At 70.2% G+C, this 22,067-nt stretch carries 18 protein-coding genes; 10 read left to right on the forward strand and 8 right to left on the reverse strand.

Going from position 1 to position 22,067, the window contains the following annotated elements; translation table 11 throughout:
• Positions 1-123: 123 nt before the first annotated feature.
• On the reverse strand, positions 124-1,584 hold the full coding sequence (locus tag P2P98_RS06605) for an NAD(P)H-quinone dehydrogenase (RefSeq protein WP_275798335.1): 1,461 nt from the start codon (positions 1,582-1,584) through the stop codon (positions 124-126).
• Positions 1,585-1,662: 78 nt separating this feature from the next.
• On the opposite strand from P2P98_RS06605, the gene P2P98_RS06610 reads away from it, so the two are divergent.
• Both P2P98_RS06610 and P2P98_RS06615 read left to right on the forward strand, forming a co-directional pair.
• Positions 1,663-2,496 carry a purine-nucleoside phosphorylase gene (locus P2P98_RS06610; RefSeq protein WP_275798337.1) on the forward strand — a complete coding sequence of 278 codons (834 nt, stop codon included), beginning with the start codon at positions 1,663-1,665 and terminating at the stop codon, positions 2,494-2,496.
• Positions 2,493-4,163 carry a phospho-sugar mutase gene (locus P2P98_RS06615; RefSeq protein ID WP_275798339.1) on the forward strand — a complete coding sequence of 557 codons (1,671 nt, stop codon included), beginning with the start codon at positions 2,493-2,495 and terminating at the stop codon, positions 4,161-4,163. Before P2P98_RS06610 ends, P2P98_RS06615 begins: the two co-directional genes overlap by 4 nt.
• A 492-nt stretch (positions 4,164-4,655) precedes the next feature.
• Here the strand turns inward: P2P98_RS06615 and P2P98_RS06620 are convergent, their stop codons facing one another.
• Positions 4,656-6,584, reverse strand: coding sequence for a PTS sugar transporter subunit IIA (locus P2P98_RS06620; RefSeq protein WP_275798341.1), 1,929 nt, complete (start codon positions 6,582-6,584; stop codon positions 4,656-4,658).
• 168 nt (positions 6,585-6,752) lie between these two features.
• Here P2P98_RS06620 and P2P98_RS06625 point away from each other — a divergent pair, with 168 nt between their 5' ends.
• From P2P98_RS06625 to P2P98_RS06660, 8 genes are all read left to right on the forward strand, one after another.
• A complete protein-coding gene (locus tag P2P98_RS06625) occupies positions 6,753-7,085 on the forward strand; it encodes a PTS sugar transporter (protein WP_275798343.1) in 333 nt (110 codons plus the stop codon).
• 4 nt (positions 7,086-7,089) lie between these two features.
• Complete coding sequence (locus tag P2P98_RS06630; protein ID WP_275798345.1) at positions 7,090-7,365, forward strand: HPr family phosphocarrier protein; 276 nt, start codon at positions 7,090-7,092, stop codon at positions 7,363-7,365.
• 26 nt (positions 7,366-7,391) lie between these two features.
• Entirely contained in the window at positions 7,392-9,089 is a 1,698-nt protein-coding gene (gene ptsP, locus P2P98_RS06635) for a phosphoenolpyruvate--protein phosphotransferase (protein WP_275798346.1), read from the forward strand.
• Between the two features lie 102 nt (positions 9,090-9,191).
• Positions 9,192-10,862 (forward strand): PTS mannitol transporter subunit IICB, encoded by a 1,671-nt coding sequence (locus P2P98_RS06640; protein WP_275798348.1) that lies wholly within the window; start codon positions 9,192-9,194, stop codon positions 10,860-10,862.
• Positions 10,863-10,965: 103 nt separating this feature from the next.
• Positions 10,966-11,403: a PTS sugar transporter subunit IIA gene (locus P2P98_RS06645; RefSeq protein ID WP_275798350.1), complete on the forward strand. Its 438-nt coding sequence runs from the start codon at positions 10,966-10,968 to the stop codon at positions 11,401-11,403.
• The gene (locus P2P98_RS06650; RefSeq protein ID WP_275798352.1) at positions 11,400-12,551 is read left to right on the forward strand and encodes a mannitol-1-phosphate 5-dehydrogenase; all 1,152 of its coding nucleotides are present in this window, start codon (positions 11,400-11,402) and stop codon (positions 12,549-12,551) included. Before P2P98_RS06645 ends, P2P98_RS06650 begins: the two co-directional genes overlap by 4 nt.
• Positions 12,552-12,658: 107 nt before the next feature.
• Positions 12,659-13,438 carry an alpha/beta hydrolase gene (locus P2P98_RS06655; RefSeq protein ID WP_275798354.1) on the forward strand — a complete coding sequence of 260 codons (780 nt, stop codon included), beginning with the start codon at positions 12,659-12,661 and terminating at the stop codon, positions 13,436-13,438.
• A 325-nt stretch (positions 13,439-13,763) separates the two neighbouring features.
• Positions 13,764-14,612 (forward strand): type IV toxin-antitoxin system AbiEi family antitoxin domain-containing protein, encoded by an 849-nt coding sequence (locus tag P2P98_RS06660; protein ID WP_275798356.1) that lies wholly within the window; start codon positions 13,764-13,766, stop codon positions 14,610-14,612.
• Between the two features lie 330 nt (positions 14,613-14,942).
• Here P2P98_RS06660 and P2P98_RS06665 read toward each other — a convergent pair whose 3' ends face one another.
• Genes P2P98_RS06665 through P2P98_RS06690 form a run of 6 tightly spaced genes read right to left on the reverse strand, consistent with a single transcriptional unit; the run spans position 14,943 to position 21,997 of the window.
• Positions 14,943-16,049 (reverse strand): adenosine deaminase, encoded by a 1,107-nt coding sequence (locus P2P98_RS06665; RefSeq protein WP_275798358.1) that lies wholly within the window; start codon positions 16,047-16,049, stop codon positions 14,943-14,945.
• A gap of 23 nt (positions 16,050-16,072) precedes the next feature.
• On the reverse strand, positions 16,073-17,386 hold the full coding sequence (locus P2P98_RS06670; RefSeq protein ID WP_275798360.1) for a thymidine phosphorylase: 1,314 nt from the start codon (positions 17,384-17,386) through the stop codon (positions 16,073-16,075).
• On the reverse strand, positions 17,383-17,784 hold the full coding sequence (locus P2P98_RS06675; RefSeq protein WP_058231121.1) for a cytidine deaminase: 402 nt from the start codon (positions 17,782-17,784) through the stop codon (positions 17,383-17,385). Before P2P98_RS06675 ends, P2P98_RS06670 begins: the two co-directional genes overlap by 4 nt.
• 42 nt (positions 17,785-17,826) lie before the next feature.
• Complete coding sequence (locus P2P98_RS06680; RefSeq protein ID WP_058595517.1) at positions 17,827-19,119, reverse strand: ABC transporter permease; 1,293 nt, start codon at positions 19,117-19,119, stop codon at positions 17,827-17,829.
• Complete coding sequence (locus P2P98_RS06685) at positions 19,116-20,480, reverse strand: ABC transporter permease (RefSeq protein ID WP_275798364.1); 1,365 nt, start codon at positions 20,478-20,480, stop codon at positions 19,116-19,118. Before P2P98_RS06685 ends, P2P98_RS06680 begins: the two co-directional genes overlap by 4 nt.
• Entirely contained in the window at positions 20,477-21,997 is a 1,521-nt protein-coding gene (locus P2P98_RS06690) for an ABC transporter ATP-binding protein (RefSeq protein ID WP_275798366.1), read from the reverse strand. Before P2P98_RS06690 ends, P2P98_RS06685 begins: the two co-directional genes overlap by 4 nt.
• Between the last annotated feature and the right edge of the window lie 70 nt (positions 21,998-22,067).

Below are 22,067 nucleotides of genomic sequence, written 5' to 3' on the forward strand. Positions count from 1 at the left end.
CGCGATCCACGCGTATAAACGCGAGCACACCGCGTTTATGCGCGCAAACAGCGTTTATGCGTCGACCGACACCTCACGAAACACCGGAGGACAACGGATGCCGGGGCCCGGCATCCGCCTTGCTCAGTCCTCGCCGGGATCGTCGCGGTCGACGATGTGCATCGCGCGCGCCGCGTCGGTGATGCTCGACGTGAGCGAGGGGTAGACCGCGAAGACGCGGGCGACCTGGTCGACGGTCAGCCGGCGTTCCACCGCGATCGCCAGGGGGTAGATGAGCTCGGACGCCTTCGGTCCGACGATGACGCCGCCCATGACGGTGCCACTGCCCTTGCGGGCGATGAGCTTCACGAACCCGTCGGTGATGCCCTGCATCTTCGCGCGGGGGTTCGCCGACAACGGCAGCTTCTTCACGACGCCGGCGATCTTGCCGTCGACGACGTCCTGCTCGCTGAACCCCACCGTCGCGATCTCGGGCGCGGTGAAGATGTTCGCCGTGATCCGGCGCGTCTCGAGCGGGATCACGATGTCGCCGAGCGCGTGGAAGATCGCCTGACGGCCCTGCATGGATGCCACGGATGCCAGGGGGAAGAAGTTCGTGCAGTCGCCGGCCGCGTAGATGTTCGGCACCGAGGTGCGCGCGACGCGGTTGACGCGGATGTGCCCGGACGAGGTCATCTGCACCCCCGCCTCCGCGAGGCCGATCCCCGCGGTGTTCGGGATCGAGCCGACCGCCATGAGGCAGTGGCTGCCCTCGATCGTGCGGCCGTCCGCGAGGGTCACGGTGACACCGTCACCGGTGTTCACGACCGAATCGGCACGAGCCTTCGCCAGCAGCGTCATACCGCCGCGCTGGAACACGCGTTCGAGGACGGCCGCGGCATCCTGATCCTCCCCGGGAAGCACCTGGTCGCGGCTCGAGACGAGTGTCACCTTGGCGCCGAGGTTCATGTAGGCCGAGGCGAACTCGGCGCCCGTGACACCCGAGCCGACGACGATGAGGTGCGTGGGAACGGACTTCATGTTGTAGAGCTGCGTCCACGTGAGGATGCGCTCGCCGTCGGGCTTGGCCGAGGGCAGCTCGCGCGGCGAGGCCCCCACCGAGACGACGAGGGTCTCGGCCTCGATGCGGTCGAAGTCGGTGCCGCCGGCCTCGGTCGACACGACCACGGCGCCCGGACCGTCCAGCCGTCCGTGACCCGCGATGATGCGGACGCCCGCCTCGAGCAGCGACGCCCGCATGTCGTCGGACTGCTGCCGAGCGAGCGACAGAAGGCGCTGGTTGACCGCCGCGAGGTTGATCGCGACCTCGGGGGTGAGGGGCTTGCCCCGGTCGTCGCGCGCGAAGAGCTGCACGCCGAGCTCGCTGGCGTTGCGGATGGCGACGGCCGCATCGGCGGTCGCGATGAGTGTCTTCGACGGCACGACGTCGGTGATGACGGCCGAGCCGCCCACGCCCGCCCGTTCCACCAGAGTCACGTCGGCGCCCAACTGGGCGGCCGAGAGAGCCGCTTCGTAGCCGCCGGGGCCACCGCCGACGATCGCGACGGACTGCTTGCGCTCGAAGCTCTGCACCATGGCATCCATTCTTCCCTAGGGTGCTTCCTTCGAACGACGCGCGGTCCGCGTCTGGCCCGCGAGCCCGCCGCTTTCTAGAGTGGGGGGATGTCCAACAGCACTTCTCACCCGCTCGACGATCCGGCCGTCGACCCGTTCGAGGTCGCCGCAGCCGCGGCGGCCGACATCGCCCGCCTTTCCGGTGTCGAGCACCACGACATCGCCGTCACCCTCGGGTCGGGCTGGGGCCGCGCCGCCGAGCTCATCGGCGAGGAGACGGCGTCGTTCCCCGCGACCGAGGTCGTCGGTTTCTCGAAGCCCGCCCTCGAGGGGCACGTCGGCACGCTCCGGAGCGTCCGCACCCCCGGCGGCAAGAACGTCCTCGTGATCGGCGCCCGCACCCACTACTACGAGGGCCACGGCGTGCGCCGGGTCGTGCACAGCGTCCGCACGGCGGCCGCCACCGGCGCCACCACGATGATCCTCACGAACGGAGCCGGTGGCATCCGCGAGACGTGGAAGCCCGGACAGCCCGTGCTGATCAGCGATCACATCAACCTCACGGCCGACTCCCCTCTCGAGGGTGCGACCTTCATCGACCTCACCGACCTGTACTCGAAGCGCCTGCGCGACCTCGCCCGATCGATCGACCCGACGCTCGACGAGGGTGTGTACACGCAGTTCCGGGGACCCCACTACGAGACTCCCGCCGAAGTGCAGATGGCGAAGACGATCGGTGGGCACATCGTCGGCATGTCGACGTCGCTCGAGGCGATCGCGGCCCGCCAGGCCGGCATGGAGATCCTCGGCTTCTCGCTCATCACGAACCTGGCCGCCGGCATCCAGCAGACGCCACTGAGCCACGCCGAGGTCCTCGAAGCCGGTCGCGAGGCGGAGCCCGTCATCTCGGCGCTGCTCGCCCGCGTGGTCAACGCATTGTGAGCGAGTACCTGGCCGCGGCCCGCGCCTGGTTGGCGCAGGACCCGGATGCCGTCACCCGCGAGGAGCTCGCCGCGCTCATCACCCGCGTCGAAGACGGCGACGACGCGGCCGCCGCCGACCTCGCGGACCGCTTCTCGACGCGCTTGGCCTTCGGGACGGCGGGACTGCGCGGCACGCTCGGCGCCGGCTCGAACCGCATGAACCGCGTGCTCGTGGCTCAAGCGGCGGCCGGTTTCGCCGCGTATCTCCGCGAGAAGCAGCCGGACGGAACGCCGACCGTGGTCGTCGGGTACGACGGTCGACGCAACTCGGACGTGTTCGCGCGCGACTCGGTCGAGATCTTCGCGGGGGCGGGGCTGCACGCGATCCTCCTGCCACGCCTGTTGCCCACGCCCGTGCTCGCTTTCGCCGTGCGGCACCTCGGCGCGGATGCCGGCGTCATGGTCACGGCGAGCCACAACCCGCCCGACGACAACGGCTACAAGGTCTACCTCGGCGGCGCCGACGACGGCGCGCAGATCGTCTCGCCGGCCGACGCCGAGATCGCCGCGCACATCCAGCGCGTGGCGGACGACGGCGACGTCACGATCCTGCCGCGCTCGGTGGGGTACGCCAATGCCCCGGAATCGGTCGTGGAGGCGTACGTCGCCGCGACCGCTGCCGTCGCCCCGGCACCGGCGGGCGCGGAGGGGCTCCGCTGGGTCTACACCGCGATGCACGGCGTGGGCTGGGAGACGGTCTCGCGGGTGCTCACCGAGGCCGGCTACCCCGCGCCGGTGGTCGTCGAGGCGCAGATCCAGCCCGACGGGCGCTTCCCCACGGTCGCGTTCCCGAACCCCGAAGAGCCGGGCGCGATGGACCTCGCGTTCGAGACCGCGCGCGCGGCCGACGCCGAACTGGTGATCGCGAACGACCCGGATGCCGATCGCCTCGCGGTCGCGATCCCGGATGCCGAGACCGACGGCGGATGGCGCCGGTTGAGCGGCAACGAGATCGGTCTGCTGCTGGGCTGGCGCGCAGCGCGAGCCGCGGCGGCCGCCGGGACGGGCGGAACGCTCGCGTGCTCGCTCGTGTCGTCGCCCGGGCTGCAGGCCGTGGCCGAGCACTACGGTCTCGACTTCCGCTCGACGCTCACCGGGTTCAAGTGGATCTCGCGCGCCCCGGGCATCGTCTTCGGCTTCGAGGAGGCGCTGGGCTACCTCGTGAATCCCGACGTCGTGCGCGACAAGGACGGGATCTCGGCCGCGGTCGCGCTGCTCGGCATGGCCGCCGACGCTCGAGCCGAGGGCCGCACCGTGGCGGACCTGCTCCGGGAGTTCCGTGAGACCTTCGGCGCGTTCGCGAGCGACCAGATCTCGGTGCGGGTCACCGACGTGAGCGAGATCGCCGGGATCATGGCATCCCTCCGCGCCCAGCCGCCCTCCGCCGTCGGCGAGATCGCGGTGTCGAGAATCGACGACCTGCTGCTCGGAGTCGACGGGCTGCCCCCGGGCGACGTGCTGCGGATCTGGCTCAACGACGGTTCGCGGCTAATCGTGCGCCCGAGCGGCACCGAACCGAAGCTCAAGCTCTACCTCGACGTGCAGGCGAGCTCGGCGAAGAAGGCGAACCGGCGTCTGGCCGCACTGCGCGCCGGTGCCGAGGCGTTGCTGACCGCGGTGCGCTGACCCGCCCTGCCCCGTTTGGGGCGCGTTTCCGCTCTGCGGCTCGGGGCTTAGGGCGCGTTTCTTCCGCCGGGGCGCGATTCTTGCGCCCTGACGAGAGAATCGCGCCCCAGACCCGGGTTGCGCGTGACGCCCGAACTACTCCTCCCCAGGACGCAATCTTCCGGCACACATCACGGGATGCCACGGAGCCGGGTGCCGCGGTCGCGAACCCCGCCACACTGTCGGTCATGTCCGCACTCGTTCTGCTGTCCCGCGACGACCTCGCCGAGGACGGCGTGAGCTCGTCGGCACTCCGACGACTTCTTGAGACCCGTGAGATGATCCGACTCCGGCTTTGGGGCGCGAACCTTCCGCCGGGGCGTACTTCCGACGCCCCATCCCACGAAACGCGCCCCGAACACGGAAGGCGGACGGATGCCGCCGCCCCGGGATCCGCGGATACGACCACCCCGAGCCCCAGATCGCGGGCGAGCGAGGATGCGTAGCCGCGCGTCAGCCGTCGATCACCGCGACCAGCTCGTCGAGGAACGCCGCGAAGTCCGTGCCGCGTCGCACGATGCGCTGAACGCTCTCGCGCTCGCTGAACACCTCGACGAACTGCTCGAACACCGTCTGGAACGCCTCGCGGTCGGCCTCGCTGAACGCCACGAGGGCCACGACCTGCACGCGCCCCTCGCCCCAGGCGATCGAGGGGTCGGCGATGCCGATCGCGATCCGCGTCTGCGTCGCCGTCATGCCCATCGCGTGCGGCACCGCGAGCGCGTCGGTGAACGCCGTCGACGAGATGGCCTCGCGCTCGACGGCCCGGGTGACGTAGTCGTCGTCGATGACCCCCTGGTTCGTCAACAGCGCGCCCAGGTCGCGGATGACGCCCGCCTCGCCGTCGGCCCCGTCGAGGCCGCGCACGAAGGCGTCCGGAGAGAAGTAGCGCTCCAGCTCGGCCCGGAGCCGCGCGAGGCGCCTCCCCCGCCGCACACGCCCGGCCGCCGCCTGCACGCGCTCGACGTCGGCGTCGGTGAGGAACGGCTGGATGCGGACGAACCGGTCGCCCGTGCGGGGAGGGTCGATCGTCGTCAGCACCAGGTCGGTGTCGATGCCCTCCCAGACCGGATCGATGCGCGTCTCGACACCGACGACCTCGATCGCCTGCCCGAGCGAACGGTCCACGCTGGAGCGCAGCAGCTCGTGCAGTTCGTAGTACCCCGGGCACACGATCGTCGCGGTGAGGAGCTGATCGGCGCGGCGGCTGCGCTCGAGGCGCCCGCCGACGTGCATCGCGACATACGCGATCTCGTCGTCGAGGATCGGGATGCCCAGCGAGTCCTGGAGCCCGGTCGCGATGTAGACCGCCACCTCGAAGATCATCGGGTACGTCGACTTCAACGACCGCGTCAGGGGGTTCCGCGACCACGCCTGCTCTCGAGAGCGGTGCAGCAGGTTCTGCACGTGCAGCGCGAGGCGCAGGATGAAGTCCTCGTGCGCGATGTCGACGAGGAACTGGGATGCCGCCGCCTCGACGACCGCGCGAACGGCTGCCTCGACCTCGGGCGACAGGCGGGAACGGACGTCGTCGGCCGCGGGGGCGCCCGGCGCGACGATCCGTGTGAGCACCAGGGTCGCGAGGTGGCGGAGGTCGCCCTGCCCGAGCTGCACCCCGATGTGCTTGAGGGTCAGACGGTCCAACAGATCCGCGACCGCCGCCGTGGCATCCGATACGTCCGCACCGGTCGATCCGAGGGCCCGGTCGCGGGTGGTCCGGTCCGCGGCGATCGCGATGTGCATGACGACGTCGCCGATGCCGATCTCGTTCACGAAGTAGCCGAGGGCGCCGAGCTCGGCGACCAGCTCGGCCTTGAAGGGACCGAAGGCCCGCGCGCCGACGGACCTCTCGCCGAGCGTTCGCCGCAGCGCGTCGAGGTCGAAGTGCCCGGCATCCATCTCGTCGTGCGCGAGCTTCGACAGCAAGCGACGCTGCGCCACCTCGGTGCCCCGGAGGCGAGCGAGGGATGCCGAGCGCTCGAGCGTCAGCTCGGTCCCGCCGAGCAGCCCCCGCACGCGTGAGAGATCCGCTTCGAGCGTGGCCGCGCTGACGTGCAGAGCGTCGGCCGTCTCGAAGACGTCGATGCCGTCGGCCGAGTCGAGGAGGCGCCGCACCAGGGTGTGGAGGCGATCGCGGGGGGTCCCGGCATCCAATCCCCCGTTCGCCCGCAGCGCGACGGCGGCGTCACTGCCGGCCCGGTAGCCGAGCGGCCCCGACTCGATCGCGCTCATGCCCCCGGCGCGGGCGTTGATCGCCGTCACGTAGGAGCGGATGCTCCGCGGGGTCACCCCGAGGGCGTCCGCCAGAGATGCAGCCGTCGACCACTCCCCGTCGCGCAGCAACAGGGCCAGCAGGCGGTCTTGGCGAGCTTTCGTCGTCACGATCCGTCCTCCGCGCCGCGCCCGGTATGGCAGCGCACCCTCCATCCAACCACGCGACCCGGGTCGCTGCGCGGGCGACCGGCATCCACGTTCCGGGGGGTGGGAAACGAACCTGGTTGTCCGCTGGGAGCCGCTTCCAGACAATCGAGAGGTAAGGAGGCGGGTTCGATGAGGATCCTGGTGGTCTGTGGTGCGGGTGCGTCCAGCACGTTCGTCGCGCAGCGGGTACGCCGCGCGGCCCACGAGCGCGGCCTCGACTATGCCGCCTCCGCGGGAACGCTGCGTTCGCTCCCGATCGATCTCGACGGATGCGATGTCGTCCTCGTCGGCCCCCACCTCGCAGGCGACCTCGACGCGATCGAACGGGATGCCGCGACGCGCGGCGTCAAGGTGGTCCTGCTGCCACCCGACGTGTTCGCCGACCTCGACGGCACGCGCGCCCTCGCCCTCGTCCAGGGGGCGCTCGGCGCCCGACCGCTTCTGACTCACGAGAAGGAGTGATCCCATGCCTCGACTCACCCGCACCGTCCGGATCGGATCGTCCCACGGCCTGCACGCACGCCCCGCGAAGCTGTTCGCACAGGCGGCGAAGGAGTCCGGAATCCCGGTGACCATCGCCAAGGATGCCGGCGCCCCGGTCAACGCCGCGAGCATCCTCGGCATCATCGCGCTGGGCCTGGAGTACGGCGACTACGTCACCCTCACGGCCGACGGCGACAACGCCGAAGCGACCATCGATCGTCTCAGCGAACTGCTGACCACCGACCACGACGCCGCATAACGGCGCGCAGTAAAGGAAACAAGCACATGACGGAACTCCGTGGAGTCGGAATCGGACTGGGCGTCGCCCAGGGACCCATCGCGCGCATGGCGGAGCCCCTGCCCGCCCCGAAGGACGCGAAGAGCGAGCTGAGCGTCGAGGACGAGACCGCGCGCGTGCGCGAGGCCATCAACGCCGTCGCGCGCGAGCTCGAGGCCCGCGGGGCACAAGCGGGCGGCGCCGCCCGCGACGTGCTCGAGGCCCAGGCGATGATCGCCGAGGACCCGACCCTCGAAGCCGAGGTCGACAGCCGTCTCGCCGCCGGCAAAACCGGCGAGTTCGCCGTGCACGACGCCTTCGCCTCGTTCCGTGAGCAGCTCGTCGCCCTCGGCGGCTACCTCGGCGAGCGCGCCGCCGACCTCGACGACGTCGCCCAGCGCGTCATCGCGCGCCTGCGCGGCGTCGCGGCCCCCGGCATCCCGGATCCCGGTCACCCATTCGTGCTTGTCGCGAAAGACCTGGCCCCCGCCGACACCGCCCTGCTCGACCTCGACAAGGTGCTCGCGCTGGTCACGACCGAGGGCGGCCCCACCTCGCACACGGCGATCCTCGCCCGCGAGAAGTCGATCGTCGCCGTCGTCGGCGCCGCGGGCGCCAAGGACCTCGTCGATGGACAGTCCGTGATCGTCGACGCCGCCGCGGGCGTCGTCACCGTCGACCCGACCGACGACGAGAAGGCCCGCGCGGCGAACCGTGCCGAGGCCCGTGCCGCCGCGGCATCCGCCCCTCTCACCGACGGCGCCCTCGCCGACGGCACCAAAGTGCCCCTGCTCGCCAACCTCGGAAAGCCGGGCGGCGCCGCCGAGGCCGTCGAGCTGGGGGCCGAGGGCGTGGGCCTGTTCCGCACCGAGTTCCTCTTCCTCAGCTCCAGCTCCGCCCCGACCGTCGAGGAGCAGCGCGCCGCGTACACCGAGCTGCTGAGCGCCTTCCCGGGCAAGAAGGTCGTCGTGCGCATGCTCGACGCCGGTGCCGACAAGCCGCTGCCGTTCCTCAACGACGCGCACGAGGAGAACCCGGCTCTCGGCCTCCGTGGCCTCCGCGCACTCCGCGCGAGCGAGGACATCCTCCGCGAGCAGCTGACCGCGCTGGCGGAGGCGGATGCCGCGACCCGCAAGACCGAAGCCGGACCCGCCGACCTGTGGGTCATGGCCCCCATGGTCTCGACCGTCGAGGAGACGCGCTACTTCACCGAGCTGGCCCGCGACTACGGCCTGAAGACGACCGGCGTGATGGTCGAGGTCCCCTCGTCCGCGCTGATGGCGGACCGCATCCTCCAGATCGCGGACTTCGTTTCGATCGGGACGAACGACCTCACGCAGTACACCCTCGCCGCCGACCGCCTGCTCGGTTCCGTCGCATCGTTCCAGGACCCGTGGCATCCGGCCGTTCTCCGCCTCATCCGCGAGGTAGGTGCGGCGGGCCGGGTGAACGGCAAGCCCGTCGGCATCTGCGGTGAGGCGGCGGCCGATCCGCTGCTGGCGGTCGTTCTCGTCGGACTCGGCGCGACGACGCTGTCGATGGCCCCCACGGCCCTCGCGGACGTGCGCGCCACCCTCCTCGGCCACACCCTCGACGACGCCCTGCGCATCGCCGAGGCCGCCCTGTCCGCCGATGACGCGGCATCCGCCCGCGAAGCAGCCCAGGCCGCTTCCTCGACCCGTGAGGCCGTCCCCGCGGCCTCGTGAACCACCCGGGGGCGGTGACCGCCGCCCCCACCTGCACCACGGCACACGCCGTTCCCCCCACCAGCGCGGCGCCCGCCGCGCACCATACAAGGAGACACAGCAATGACGACGACGTCACCCGCCAAGAAGCCGGGAGGGGCTCGGATCGCGGTACAGCGATTCGGCACGTTCCTCTCCGGCATGATCATGCCGAACATCGCGGCCTTCATCGCATGGGGTTTCATCACCATGCTCTTCATCCCGGCCGGATTCTTCGGTGCGGAAAGCCCCTTCGGACCCGCGTGGCACTGGGCACCGGTCGCCGAGATCCTCGGCGGCGGCGGCGACGCCGCCACCATCGGCTGGCCCGGCGCGATGACCGCCCTCAGCGCGACCGAAGACGGCACGACCTACCAGGGCTACGTGGGCCTCGTGAGCATCATGATCACGTACCTGCTGCCGCTGCTCATCGCCAACACCGGTGGACGCATCGTCTACGGTGCGCGCGGTGGCGTGGTCGGCACGATCGCCGTGATGGGCGTCATCGCCGGTACCAACATCCCCATGTTCCTCGGCGCGATGATCATGGGCCCGCTCGCGGCCTGGATCACCAAGCAGATGGACAAGCTGTGGGACGGCAAGATCCGCCCCGGCTTCGAGATGCTCGTCAACAACTTCTCGGCCGGCATCCTCGGCATGGTCCTCGCGATCGTCGGTTTCTTCGCCTTCGGCCCGGTCTTCCTCGGCATCAGCGCGGTCCTCGGCGGCATCGTCGGCTTCCTGGTGCAGTTCAACCTGCTGCCGGTGCTGTCGATCATCGTCGAGCCCGCCAAGGTGCTGTTCCTCAACAACGCCATCAACCACGGCGTGTTCACCCCGCTCGGCGTCGAACAGGTCGCCGACACGGGCAAGTCGATCCTCTTCCTCATCGAAGCGAACCCCGGCCCGGGCCTCGGCCTGCTCCTCGCCTTCACCTTCTTCGGTGTGGGCGCGGCGAAGGCCTCTGCCCCCGGCGCCATCGTCATCCAGTTCCTCGGTGGCATCCACGAGATCTACTTCCCGTACGCCCTCGCCAAGCCCATGACGATCCTCGCCCTGATCGCCGGTGGCGCCTCGGGTGTCGCCACGAACATGATCTTCCAGGGCGGTCTGGTCTTCCCCGCGGCCCCGGGCAGCATCATCGCGGTGACGGCTGCCGCCGCCGGCGGTGGCGTCGCGAACGTACTCGTCGTCCTGCTGTCGGTCGTCGTCGCCGCTGTCGTGACCTTCCTGATCGCCGGCATCATCCTCCGCGCCTCGCGCAAGCGCGACCAGGAGGCCGAGGGCGACAGCTTCGCCGCGGCCATCGACCAGACCGCCGCGAACAAGGGCAAGGAGTCCGCCGCCCTCGGCGCCCTGCGCACCCGCGCGGCCGGCACCACGGGCGCGGGCACGACCGACGCCGCCGAGAGCGACGTCGACGGCGCCCTCGGCGGTCTCGAGGGCGGCGTGGCCACGAAGCAGCTGAACACCATCGTGTTCGCCTGCGACGCGGGCATGGGCTCCTCGGCCATGGGCGCGAGCGTGCTGCGCAACAAGATCAAGAAGGCCGGCATCGAGGGGGTCACGGTCACCAACCAGGCGATCGCGAACCTCGACGGCTCGGCCGACCTGATCATCACGCAGAACCAGCTGACCGACCGCGCGAAGGCGCAGTCGCCCGACGCGGTGCACGTGTCGGTGGACAACTTCATGAACTCGCCGAAGTACGACGAGGTCGTCGAAATGGTCCGCTCGCAGCACGAGACGAAGTAATCCCCTAGCACGGAGGGGCCGGGACACAACCCCGGCCCCTCCGTCTTCCCGTCCGGCCCGCGGTTTGCGAGGCTGGACAGCACGACGAGAAAGGCGAGAACCCATGTCGAACGTCCTCCGCATCGAATCCGTCCGCATCCACCCCGGAAGCGCCACCCGCGAGGAGGCGATGAAGGAAGCGGCCGACCTGCTCCAGGCCACCGGTGCCGTCACCGACGAGTACTTCGCGGCCATGCAGGCCCGCGAAGAGACCGTGTCGACCTACATGGGCAACGAGCTCGCCATCCCCCACGGCACGAACGAGACCAAGCAGGCGATCCTCGAGTCGGGCCTCTCGGTCGTCCGCTACGACGGCGGTGTCGACTGGGGCGGGGAACCCGTCACCTTCGTCATCGGCATCGCCGGCAAGGGCGATGAGCACCTCGAGATCCTGTCGCAGATCGCGATCCTCTTCTCGGAGGAAGACGACGTCACGCGCCTGAAGGCGGCCTCGTCGCCCGTGGAACTGTTCGAGGCGCTCTCCGGGTCCGTCAACGCATGAAGGCCGTCCACTTCGGCGCCGGCAACATCGGGCGCGGCTTCGTCGGACTGCTGCTGCACGAGGGCGGGTACGACCTCGTCTTCTCCGACGTGTCCGCCGCGCTCGTCGAGGCCATCAACGCAGCGTCCTCGTACACCGTCCACGAGGTGGGCGAAGGGGGCGTCGACAAGGAGGTGACCGGTTTCCGGGCGATCGACAGTTCCGTGGATGCCGAGACCCTGGTCGACGAGATCGCCACCGCCGACGTGGTGACCACCGCCGTCGGACCCACGATCCTGAAGTTCGTGGCCCCGCACATCGTCGCGGGCCTCGCCCTGCGCGACCCGGCGCTCGCTCCCCTGCAGATCATGGCGTGCGAGAACGCGATCGGCGCGACCGACCAGTTGCGCGAGCACGTCATCGAGCTCGCGGGAGAGTCCTGGGACGCTCTGGCATCCCGTGCCGTCTTCGCCAACACCGCGGTCGACCGGATCGTGCCGGCGCAGTCGGGTGGAGGCGTCGACGTCACCGTGGAGCCGTTCTACGAGTGGGCGATCGAACGCGCGCCCTTCGGGGACACTCCCCCGCACATCCCCGGCGCGCATTTCGTCGACGACCTCGAGCCGTACATCGAGCGCAAGCTCTTCACGGTCAACACCGGCCACGCCACCACGGCGTACTTCGGTGCGCAGGCGGGAGTCGACCGCATCTCCGACGCCCTGGCCGACCCGGCCATCGCGGCGAAGGTCGAGGCGGCTCTCGAGGAGACGAGCGCCCTGCTCGTCGAGAAGCACGAGCTCGACGCCGACGTGCAGGGCGAGTATCGCGCGACGATCCTGCGCCGCTTCCGCAACGCCGCCCTGCCCGACACGGTGTGGCGCGTGGGACGGCAGCCGCTGCGCAAGCTCTCGCGCCACGAACGCTTCGTCGGTCCCGCCGCCGAGGCGGTCGAGCGCGGCCTCCCCGTCGACGCCCTCGTCGCCGCGATGGCCGCCGCCCTCGAGTTCCAGGATGCCGAAGACGTCCAGGCCGTCGACCTGCAGCGCATGCTGCGCGAGCTCGATGCCGAGGCATTCACCGCCGAGGTGACGGGCCTGGAGCCTTCGCATCCTCTGTTCGCCCGCGTGGTCGAGATCGTCGCCGCACGACAGGCGGCGATCGGCGCCTGAGACGTCCGTTGTTCGGACATCACCGCCGACGTGTCGCCTCGCGCGCGACGTCGGCGGTGGCGTTTGGTGCGAGGCATGGTCCCGGCGGGCGGGGATACGCTCGAGAGGTGACCGATCGCGAGCCCCCTGCCGACTCCCCTGCCGCGCCCCCGCGCCGTCGACGTCGGTGGCTCCGCTGGACGCTTGGCGGCCTGGGTGCCCTCGTGATCCTGCTGGTCGGTGGCATCCTGATCTACAGCCAGGTCGGCGTGATGGGTCCCGAAGCGGGCCCGCTCGCCGAGGCCGAGGCGAACCCCGGGCTCACGATCACCGACGACGGCGCGGGCATCGTGCTCACGCCGACGTCGGGGGCGTCCGGTCAGGGTCTGGTGTTCATCCCCGGAGCCAAGGTGGCGGCCGAGGGCTACATCGCGACCTTCGCCGACACGGTGGTCGATGACGGCGTCACGGTCGTCATCACGCGCCCGTGGCTGAACCTCGCGTTCTTCGACCCGCGCCCCCTCTCGACGTTCACCGACCTCGCACCTGATGTCGCGGTGTGGGCGGTCGGCGGACACTCCCTGGGAGGCGTGCGCGCGTGCCAGCTCGCCACCGACGCCGACGCGCTCGTGCTCTTCGCCTCGTACTGCGCGAACGACCTCTCGGCATCCGGAATCCCCGTGCTGAGCCTGTCCGGCTCGGAAGATGGGCTGAGCACCCCGCAGAAGATCGCGGATGCCAAGCCCGAACTGCCCGCGGACGCCACCTTCGTCGAGATTCCCGGCGCTTCCCACGCCTCCTTCGGCGCCTACGGCCCGCAGCCCGGCGACGGCACCCCCACCGCGGATCCTGCCGAGGTCGACCGTGTGATCGCCGAGGAGCTCGCGGGCTTCCTGCCGCAGCCGTAGCGCGCGTCGGCGTTTGCGGCCGCTCCGGCGCCCTGCCATCAGGTCGCCTCGCCGCCCCGGCGCGCTGCCACCCGGCGCACTGCCACCCGCGCCCCGCCGCCCCGGCCGTGCGGGCTCAGGGCGTTCCGGGCGCCCGGAGCGAGCGAAACTCCTGAAAAACCCGCGCTCGCACGCGAGGTCATCCTGCCACGGGGCGTCTCACGACGAAAAGTCAGGAGTTTCGCCCAAGCGAGAGAGCCGATGGACTCCTCCTCCCCCGCGGGAGTTGTCCACAGATCTGGCCCCACAGCCGTTCCACGGCGGTCGGAACGGCCAGGGTGGGCCGATGGCATCCCTTCCTCCTCCGTCCGGAGAGAATCGCGATGTGGTGTGGACGACGCGCGAGCTCCACGCGGCCGGGTGGTCACGGCGGGCTCTCGCCCGCGCTGTCATCGACGGGACCATCAGGCGGGTGCGGCAGGGGCGGTTCGTCGCAGCCGACACGCACGATGACGTCACCGCGGCGGCGCGTGTCGGCGGGCGGCTCGATTGCATCAGCCTCCTGGCGCTGCGTGGAGTGTTCGTGCACCGTCATGCGGAACGCCACGTGCAGCAAAACCGCTCGGCCAGTCGACGTCCCCCGGCTCCGGACGGCGTCGTCTACCACTGGCGCTCCTCGTCTGCACCGCGAGACTGCTCGACCGTCGGCCTCGTGGAGGCTCTCGCGCAGGCGATCCGCTGCCAACCGCCTCGATCGGCCATTGCGACGCTCGACAGCGCATGGCATCTCGGACTGGTGGACGAAGCCGACATCGCCGAGATCTTCGCGCGCGTCCCGCGTCGCTTCCGGGTGCTGCGTCGCCTGTTGGACCCGCGTGCCGAAGCCGGCACCGAATCGCTCGTCCGTCTGCTGCTTCGCCACCTCGGCTGCGACGTGGAGCTCCAGGTCCGCATCGACGGAGTGGGTCGCGTGGATCTCCTGGTGAACGGGTGGCTCATCGTCGAGTGCGACAGCGAGCGATTCCACGGCACGTGGCACGTCCACAAGAGTGACCGGCGCCGCGACATGGCGGCGCTGGAGCGCGGCTATGCCACGCTTCGCCTCCTCGCCGAAGACATCCTGTACCACCCGGACCGCGTCCGCACCGCACTCGAGCGCATCCTCGCGCACGGCGTACCCGGGCGAAACTCCTGAAATTTCGGTCCTTCGAGCCTGACGAGACCGCTCCTGCCGCCAATCCACCGGATTCTCAGGAGTTCCGCACGACACTGCCCGCCGCTGCTGCTCGGCGACGTGCCGCGGCCCGGCCTGCGGTGAGCAGCAGTCAGGCGGGCCCCCGCCTGCGGTGGGCAGCAGTCAGGCGGGCCAAACTCCTGAGAAACAGAGCGGGCGCGGGCGCGAACCGGGTCTGGTTGACCTCGCGAGCGCGAATCTCAGGAGTTTCGCACGCCGGCACGAGAGACCGCCCTCGCGGGACGCGAAGGGGCGCGGACCGAGAACGGCCCGCGCCCCTAACGGCGCTCCTCAGCGCCGGAAGCCCTCCGAGATGATCTCGATCAGCTCCTCGCGCTCCTCCACGGGCAGGAAGGCGCCGGCCGCGGCGTTCAGCTGGAACGCCTCGAGGTCGTCGAGGTCGTACTCGAACGCCTGCGCCAGAAGCCCCAGCTCGCGCGTGAGCGTGGTCGCGCTCATCAGGCGGTTGTCGACGTTCACGGTGACCGAGAAGTCGAGCTGGTAGAGCAGGTCGAACGGGTGGGCGTCCATCGTGTCGCCCCACGCCGTGACGGCCCCCGACTGCAGGTTCGACGTCGGCGAGAGCTCGAGCGTGATCTCGCGGTCGCGCACCCAGCGGGCCAGGTCGCCGAAGGTGACCTGCACCTCCTCGCCCTCGCGCGAGACGACGTCGAGGTCGTTGGCGATGCGCACGCCGTGGCCGAGGCGCAGCGCGCGACCGTCGATGAGGGCGGAACGGATGGATGCCAGCCCCGCCCCCTCACCGGCATGCACCGTCGTGGGGAAGAACTGTTCGGCGAGGTAGTCGAACGCCTCGCGGTGACGCGACGGCAGGAAGCCGTCCTCGGGACCCGCGATGTCGAAGCCGACGACCCCGCGCCCCCGCCATGACACGGCAAGCTCCGCGATGTCCCGCGCGTTGTCGTTATGGCGCAGGGCGGTGAGCAGCTGACCGACTCGGATGTCGTGACCGCGGGCGTCCGCGGCATCCTCTCCCGCCTCGATGCCCTCCTGGACCGCATCCACGACCTCATCGAGGCTGAGGCCCCGCGTGAGGTGCTGCTCCGGAGCCCACCGCACCTCGCCGTACACGACGCCGTCGGCCGCGAGGTCCTCGACGAACTCCTTCGCCGTGCGCACGAGGCCCTCGCGCGTCTGCATCACGCCGACCGTGACCGAGAACTTCTCGAGGTAGTCCTCGAGCGAGCCGCCGTCGACGTGGTCGGAGAACCATGCCTCGAGACCCTTCGCGTCGTCGGCGGGCAGGTCGAGACCGACCTCATCGGCCAGCTCGAGCACCGTCTGCGGGCGGAGACCCCCATCGAGGTGATCGTGCAGAGAGACCTTGGGCAGATCAGCGATTCTCGTCCGCCCGATGCGGAACTCTTCGGATGCCATGGAGCTCTTCTTCCCGGATGCCATTACGCGGTGATCCGCTCACGCACGAGCGGCGACGCGGCCGGAGCGGTGTCGCCGATCTCCAGCGCCCCCTCGACGGCGCCGAGAGCACGCTCGAAGCGCGACCCGTCGTCGGCCGACAGGGTGAACAGCGGCTGACCAGCGGTGACGGCCTGTCCGACGGTCACATGCAGGTCGATGCCCGCCGCGTGCACGACGGCGTCCTCGGCGCGCGCGCGTCCGGCACCCAGGCGCCAGGCTCCGATGCCGAAGGGCAGCGCCTCGACGCGGGTGACGACACCGGAGCGCTCGGCGATGACCGTGTGAGTCTCGCGCGGCGTGGGGAGGGCGGCATCCGGATCCCCGTCTTGCGCACGGATCATGCGGTTCCACACGTCCATCGCGCGGCCGTCCTTCAGCGCTGCTTCGACGTCGGCGTCGGGCTTGCCCGCCAGCGTGAGCATCTCGCGGGCGAGGGCGACCGTGAGCTCCACCACGTCGGCGGGGCCGCCGCCGGCGAGCACCTCGACCGACTCGCGCACCTCGTTGGCGTTGCCGATGGCGAGACCCAGCGGGGTGTTCATGTCGGTGAGCAGGGCCGTCGTGTTCACGCCCGAGTCGGTGCCGAGCGCGACCATCGTCTCGGCGAGCTCGCGCGCGCGGTCGATGTCCTGCATGAAGGCGCCGGAGCCGAACTTCACGTCGAGCACGAGCGAGTCGGTGCCCTCGGCGATCTTCTTCGACATGATGCTCGACGCGATCAGCGGGATGGCCTCGACGGTGCCCGTGACGTCGCGCAGCGCGTAGAGCTTCTTGTCGGCGGGGGCCAGCCCCGTGCCGGCGGCGCAGATGACCGCGCCCACGTCGCGCAGCTGCGCCATGATCTCGTCGTTCGACAGCGCTGCGCGCCACCCCGGGATCGACTCGAGTTTGTCGAGCGTGCCGCCGGTGTGGCCCAGGCCACGACCCGAGAGCTGCGGCACGGCGACACCGAAAGCGGCGACCAGCGGGGCGAGCGGGAGGGTGATCTTGTCGCCCACTCCCCCGGTGGAGTGCTTGTCGACGGTGACCTTGCCGAGGGACGAGAAATCCATGCGCTCGCCCGAGGCGATCATCGCGTCGGTGAGCACGCGGATCTGGTCACGGCCGAGGCCGTTCAGCAGGACCGCCATCGTGAACGCGGACATCTGCGCGTCCATGACGTAGCCGCGCGTGTAGGCGTCGACCAGCCAGCGGATCTCGCCCTCGGTGATCGCCCGCCCGTCGCGCTGCGCGCGGATGATGTCGACGGCGTCGTAGGCCTCCGGCACCGGTCCCTGAGCCTGTCGAAGGGTCACCGCGCCGCCTCCTCGAGGTCGCGCGGGCCGAAGGCGTCGGGCAGCACCTCGTCGATGGTCCGGATGCCACTGACGGTCTCGAGCAGCATGCCCGGGATCGCGTGCTCGAACAGAAGCTGACGGCAGCGTCCGCACGGCATGAGCGTGCGCCCCTCGCCGTCGACGCAGACGAACGCGACCAGCTGGCCACCGCCCGACATGTGCAGCTCGGACACCAATCCGCACTCGGCGCACAGCGTCACGCCGTACGAGGCGTTCTCGACGTTGCATCCGGAGACGATGCGGCCGTCGGCGACCAGCGCCGCGGCGCCCACCTTGAAGCGGGAGTAGGGCGCGTACGCGCGGTGCATGGCGTCCGTCGCGGCGGAACGGAGTTCGTCCCAATCGATGTCGGTCATCGTGGAGCAGGGGGTCCTCTCGTGAAGGGAAAGCGGGCTGGGTCAGCCCTTGACGTACGGTTTACCGGCGGCCGCGGGGCCGCGGACCTTTCCGACGAGACCGGCGACGGCGAAGATCGTGACCACGTACGGCAGCATCAGCATGAACTCGCTGGGCACGGGTGAACCGATGACGCCGAGGGTGTTCTGCAGGTTCGACGCGAAGCCGAAGAGCAGAGCCGCGAGCGTCGCGCGAATCGGGTCCCACTGGCCGAAGATGACCGCCGCCAGGGCGATGTAACCGGCACCGGCCGTCATCTCCTTGTTGAACGCGCCGACGGAGCCGAGCGTGAAGAACGCGCCGCCGAGGCCGGCGATGGCGCCGCCGAGCGAGACGTTCCAGAAGCGGGTCTTGGCGATGTTGATGCCGACGGTATCGGCGGCCTGCGGGTGCTCGCCCACGGCACGCAGACGCAGACCCCAGCGGGTGTGGAAGAGGCCGACGTAGACCAGGGCCACCGTGACGTACATCAGGTACACGATGATCGTCTGGTTGAACAGCATCGGACCGATGATCGGGATGTCCGCGAGCACGGGAATCGGCAGGCGCGGGAAGCGCGGGGGCGAGTTGAGCGTGGTGGCGTTGGGCGAGAGGACCTGCGAGAACAGGAAGCTCGTCAGGCCGACGACGAGCACGTTCAGCACGACACCGACGATCACCTGGTCGACGAAGTACTTGATGGCGAAAGCCGCCAGCACGAACGACACGAGAACACCCGACACGGCAGCGGCGAGCAGACCGACGAAGGGGTTGCCCGTCGCGGTCGCCACGACCGCCGAGGTGAAAGCGCCCGCGAGCATCTGGCCCTCGATCGCGATGTTGACCACACCCACGCGCTCGCTCAGCACGCCCGCCATGGCACCGAAGATCAGCGGCACCGAGAGGCTGAGCCCACCGGCGAGGAGGCCCGTGAGCGGGATGACCGCCGTCGTGGCGCCCGCGGCAGCCCACGTCAGGAAGCCCACCATGAAGACGAGCGCGAAGATGACGGCGAGCCAGATGGGCGGACGGCGGCGGGCGCGCACCATGAGCGCGCTCACCACGGTGACCGCGGCGAGCAGCACCGTGCACACGATGCCGGTGACGACGCCGCCGAGCACCACCTCGGGCAGCTGCAGGAACTCACCGGGGCTGGAGATGCGGAACACCGCGTCGCCGTCCTGGCGGGCGATGACGAAGAGCACGAGCGCCAGCAGCGTGATCACGCCGTAGACGATGGGCGCCTTCCACCCGACGACGACGGCCTTGTCGAGCGCGGGCGCGGCGGCCTCGGGCTGTGCGGCGGTGGTGGTCACCGGGCCGCCTCCTTCTTCTTGGCGACGCGAGCCTTCGAGGGGCGCGCTCCGGGGGTCGGCAGGCGGAAGATCGCACGCACCAACGGCGGCGCCGCGATGAAGAGCACGATGAGCGACTGCACGACGAGGACGATGTCGACGGGAACGCCGTTGGCGGCCTGCATGGCGAAGCCGCCGGCCTTGAACGCACCGAACAGGATGCCGGCGACCAGCACGCCGACGGGAGTGGAGCGGCCGAGCAGCGCCACGGTGATCGCATCGAAGCCGATGCCGGCGTCGATGCCGCTGGAGAAGCCGGTCGTGACGGTCCCGAGCACCTGGTCGACACCCGCGAGCCCCACGAGGGCTCCGGAGATCAGCATCGCGTAGACGTACATCGACTTGACGTTGATGCCCGCGACGCGTGCGGCGTTGGGGTTCAGACCGACGGCACGGAAGCGGAAGCCCAGCGAGGACCGCTCGAGGATCCACCAGACCACCGCGACGGCGACGATCGAGAGGATGAAGCCGAAGTGCAGGTTGTAGCCCGAACCGAGCAGGTCGGGGAACACCGCGGTGTCCTTCATCGCCGGGGTCGTCGGGTTGTTCGAACCCGGGGCCTGCAGCAGACCGGGGGTGCGCAGCAGGTAGTACACGATGTAGAACGCGACGTAGTTGAGCATGATGGTGACGATCACCTCGTGCGCGCCGGTGCGCGCCTTGAGCACACCCGCGATCCCGGCCCACAGCGCACCGGCGACGACACCCGCGACGAGAGCGACGATCATGTGGATGCCCCACGGCAGATCGAACGCGAAGGCGACCCAGCCGCCCGCGGCGGCCGCCACCAGCATCTGGCCGCGGCCACCGATGTTGAACATGCCGACGCGGAACGCGAGGGCGACACCGAGACCCGCCGCGATGAGGGGGGTCGCGAAGGTGAGCGTCTCGGTCAGCGGGCGGATGCCAGTGGCGAACTCCGGGCGACGGAAGTTGTAGATCGCGCCCTGGAAGAAGGACGAGTACGCACCCGACACCGAGGTCCAGATGGCGGAGAGCGTGTCGCCCGGACGGGCGAAGAAGTACGCGGAGGCCGCTTGCACGTTCTCGTCGGTGGCGGCGATCATGATCGCGCCGACGATCAGGGCGAGGATCACCGCGAGAACCGAGATGATCGCGTTGCCCGTCGCGATCTCGCGGAAGGCGCGACGCCAGCGGTTCTCATCGGCCGCCGGCTCCGGAGCGACCTTGCGGGCGCCCGAGACGGGATCGACGACGGCGCTGCCCTCGAGCGCGAGGTCGGCCTGACCGGCCTCCGCGACCTCGGCGGCGCGATCCGCGCGCGCGGCGGTCGGGTCGTGGGGGCTGTGCGAATCGCTCACGCGGCGACTCCTTCGTTCTGGGGCGCTTCGCCGGCCATCATGAGGCCGAGCACGTCACGCGAGGTGTCTCCGGGGACGATGCCCACGACGCGACCGCGGTACATGACCATGATGCGGTCGGCCAGGGCCGTGACCTCGTCGAGCTCGGTCGAGACGACGATGACGGGGACGCCGGAGTCGCGCGTCTCGATGACGCGCTTGTGGATGAACTCGATGGACCCGACGTCGACACCGCGAGTGGGCTGCGCCGCCACGAAGAGCCGCAGGTCGCGGCTGAGCTCGCGCGCGAGCACGACCTTCTGCTGGTTGCCGCCCGACAGACGCCCGACGGGGGTCTCGATCGAGGGCGTCCGCACGTCGAACTCCGACACCTTCTCGCGAGCGAAGTCGGCGAGCGTCGAGAGCTGGATCGCTCCGCCCTTGATGAACGGCGCCCCGTCGGCGCGGTCGAGCATGAGGTTCTCGGCGATGGAGAACTCCCCCACGAGACCGTCTTCTTTGCGGTCCTCGGGGACGAAGCCGACGCCCGCGTCGAGCACGGCGCGCACGCTCCGGCCGTTCAGCTCGGAGCCGTCGAGCACGATGGACCCTTCGACGCGCTCCTGCAGACCCAGCAGCGCCTCGGTGAGTTCGGTCTGCCCGTTGCCCTGGACACCCGCGATCGCGAGGACCTCGCCGCGACGGACGTCGAAGCTCACGTCGTTGACGACGAGCTGACCGATCGCGTCGACGACCGTGAGGTTCGAGACCCGCAGGCCGACCTCGCCGAGGGTCGGTGGCTCTTTCTGAACCGTGAGCTCGACGGCACGGCCCACCATGAGCGAGGCCAGTTCGGCGTTGGATGCGGTGGGCTCGGCTTCTCCGACGACCTTGCCGAGGCGGATGACCGTGATGCGGTCGGCGACCTCGCGCACCTCGCGCAGCTTGTGCGTGATGAAGACGATCGAGGTGCCCGCGTCGCGCAGCTGACGCATGATGGCCATCAGCTCGTCGGTCTCCTGCGGCGTCAAGACGGCGGTGGGCTCGTCGAAGACCAGCACCCTGGCATCGCGCGAGAGCGCCTTGATGATCTCGACACGCTGCTGCACGCCGACGGGGAGGTCGTCGACGAGGGCATCGGGGTCGACGTCGAACCCGAAACGGTCCGAGATCTCGCGCACCTTGGCGCGCGCAGCGGCGAGGTCGAGGCGCCCGCCGATCTTGGTGGGCTCGTGCCCGAGCATGACGTTCTCGGCGACGGTGAAGACGGGGATGAGCATGAAGTGCTGGTGCACCATGCCGATACCGGCGCGCATGGCGTCACCGGGGCCGGAGAAGTGCTGGACGACGTCGTCGAGCAGGATCTCTCCGCCATCGGCCTGATAGAGGCCGTAGAGGACGTTCATGAGGGTGGACTTGCCGGCACCGTTCTCGCCGAGCAGGCAGTGGATCTCTCCGGCCTCCACGGTGAGGTCGATGTGATCGTTCGCCACCAGGGATCCGAAGGTTTTCGTGATCCCGCGGAGTTCGAGCTTCATGTTCCCGATCCTAAGTTCTGTGGCATCGGACGCGGGAGGCATCCGACGAGACCGACCGGCCTTGTGGGCG

Source organism: Microbacterium sp. Kw_RZR3 (assembly GCF_029222405.1).
Taxonomy (GTDB): Bacteria; Actinomycetota; Actinomycetes; order Actinomycetales; family Microbacteriaceae; genus Microbacterium.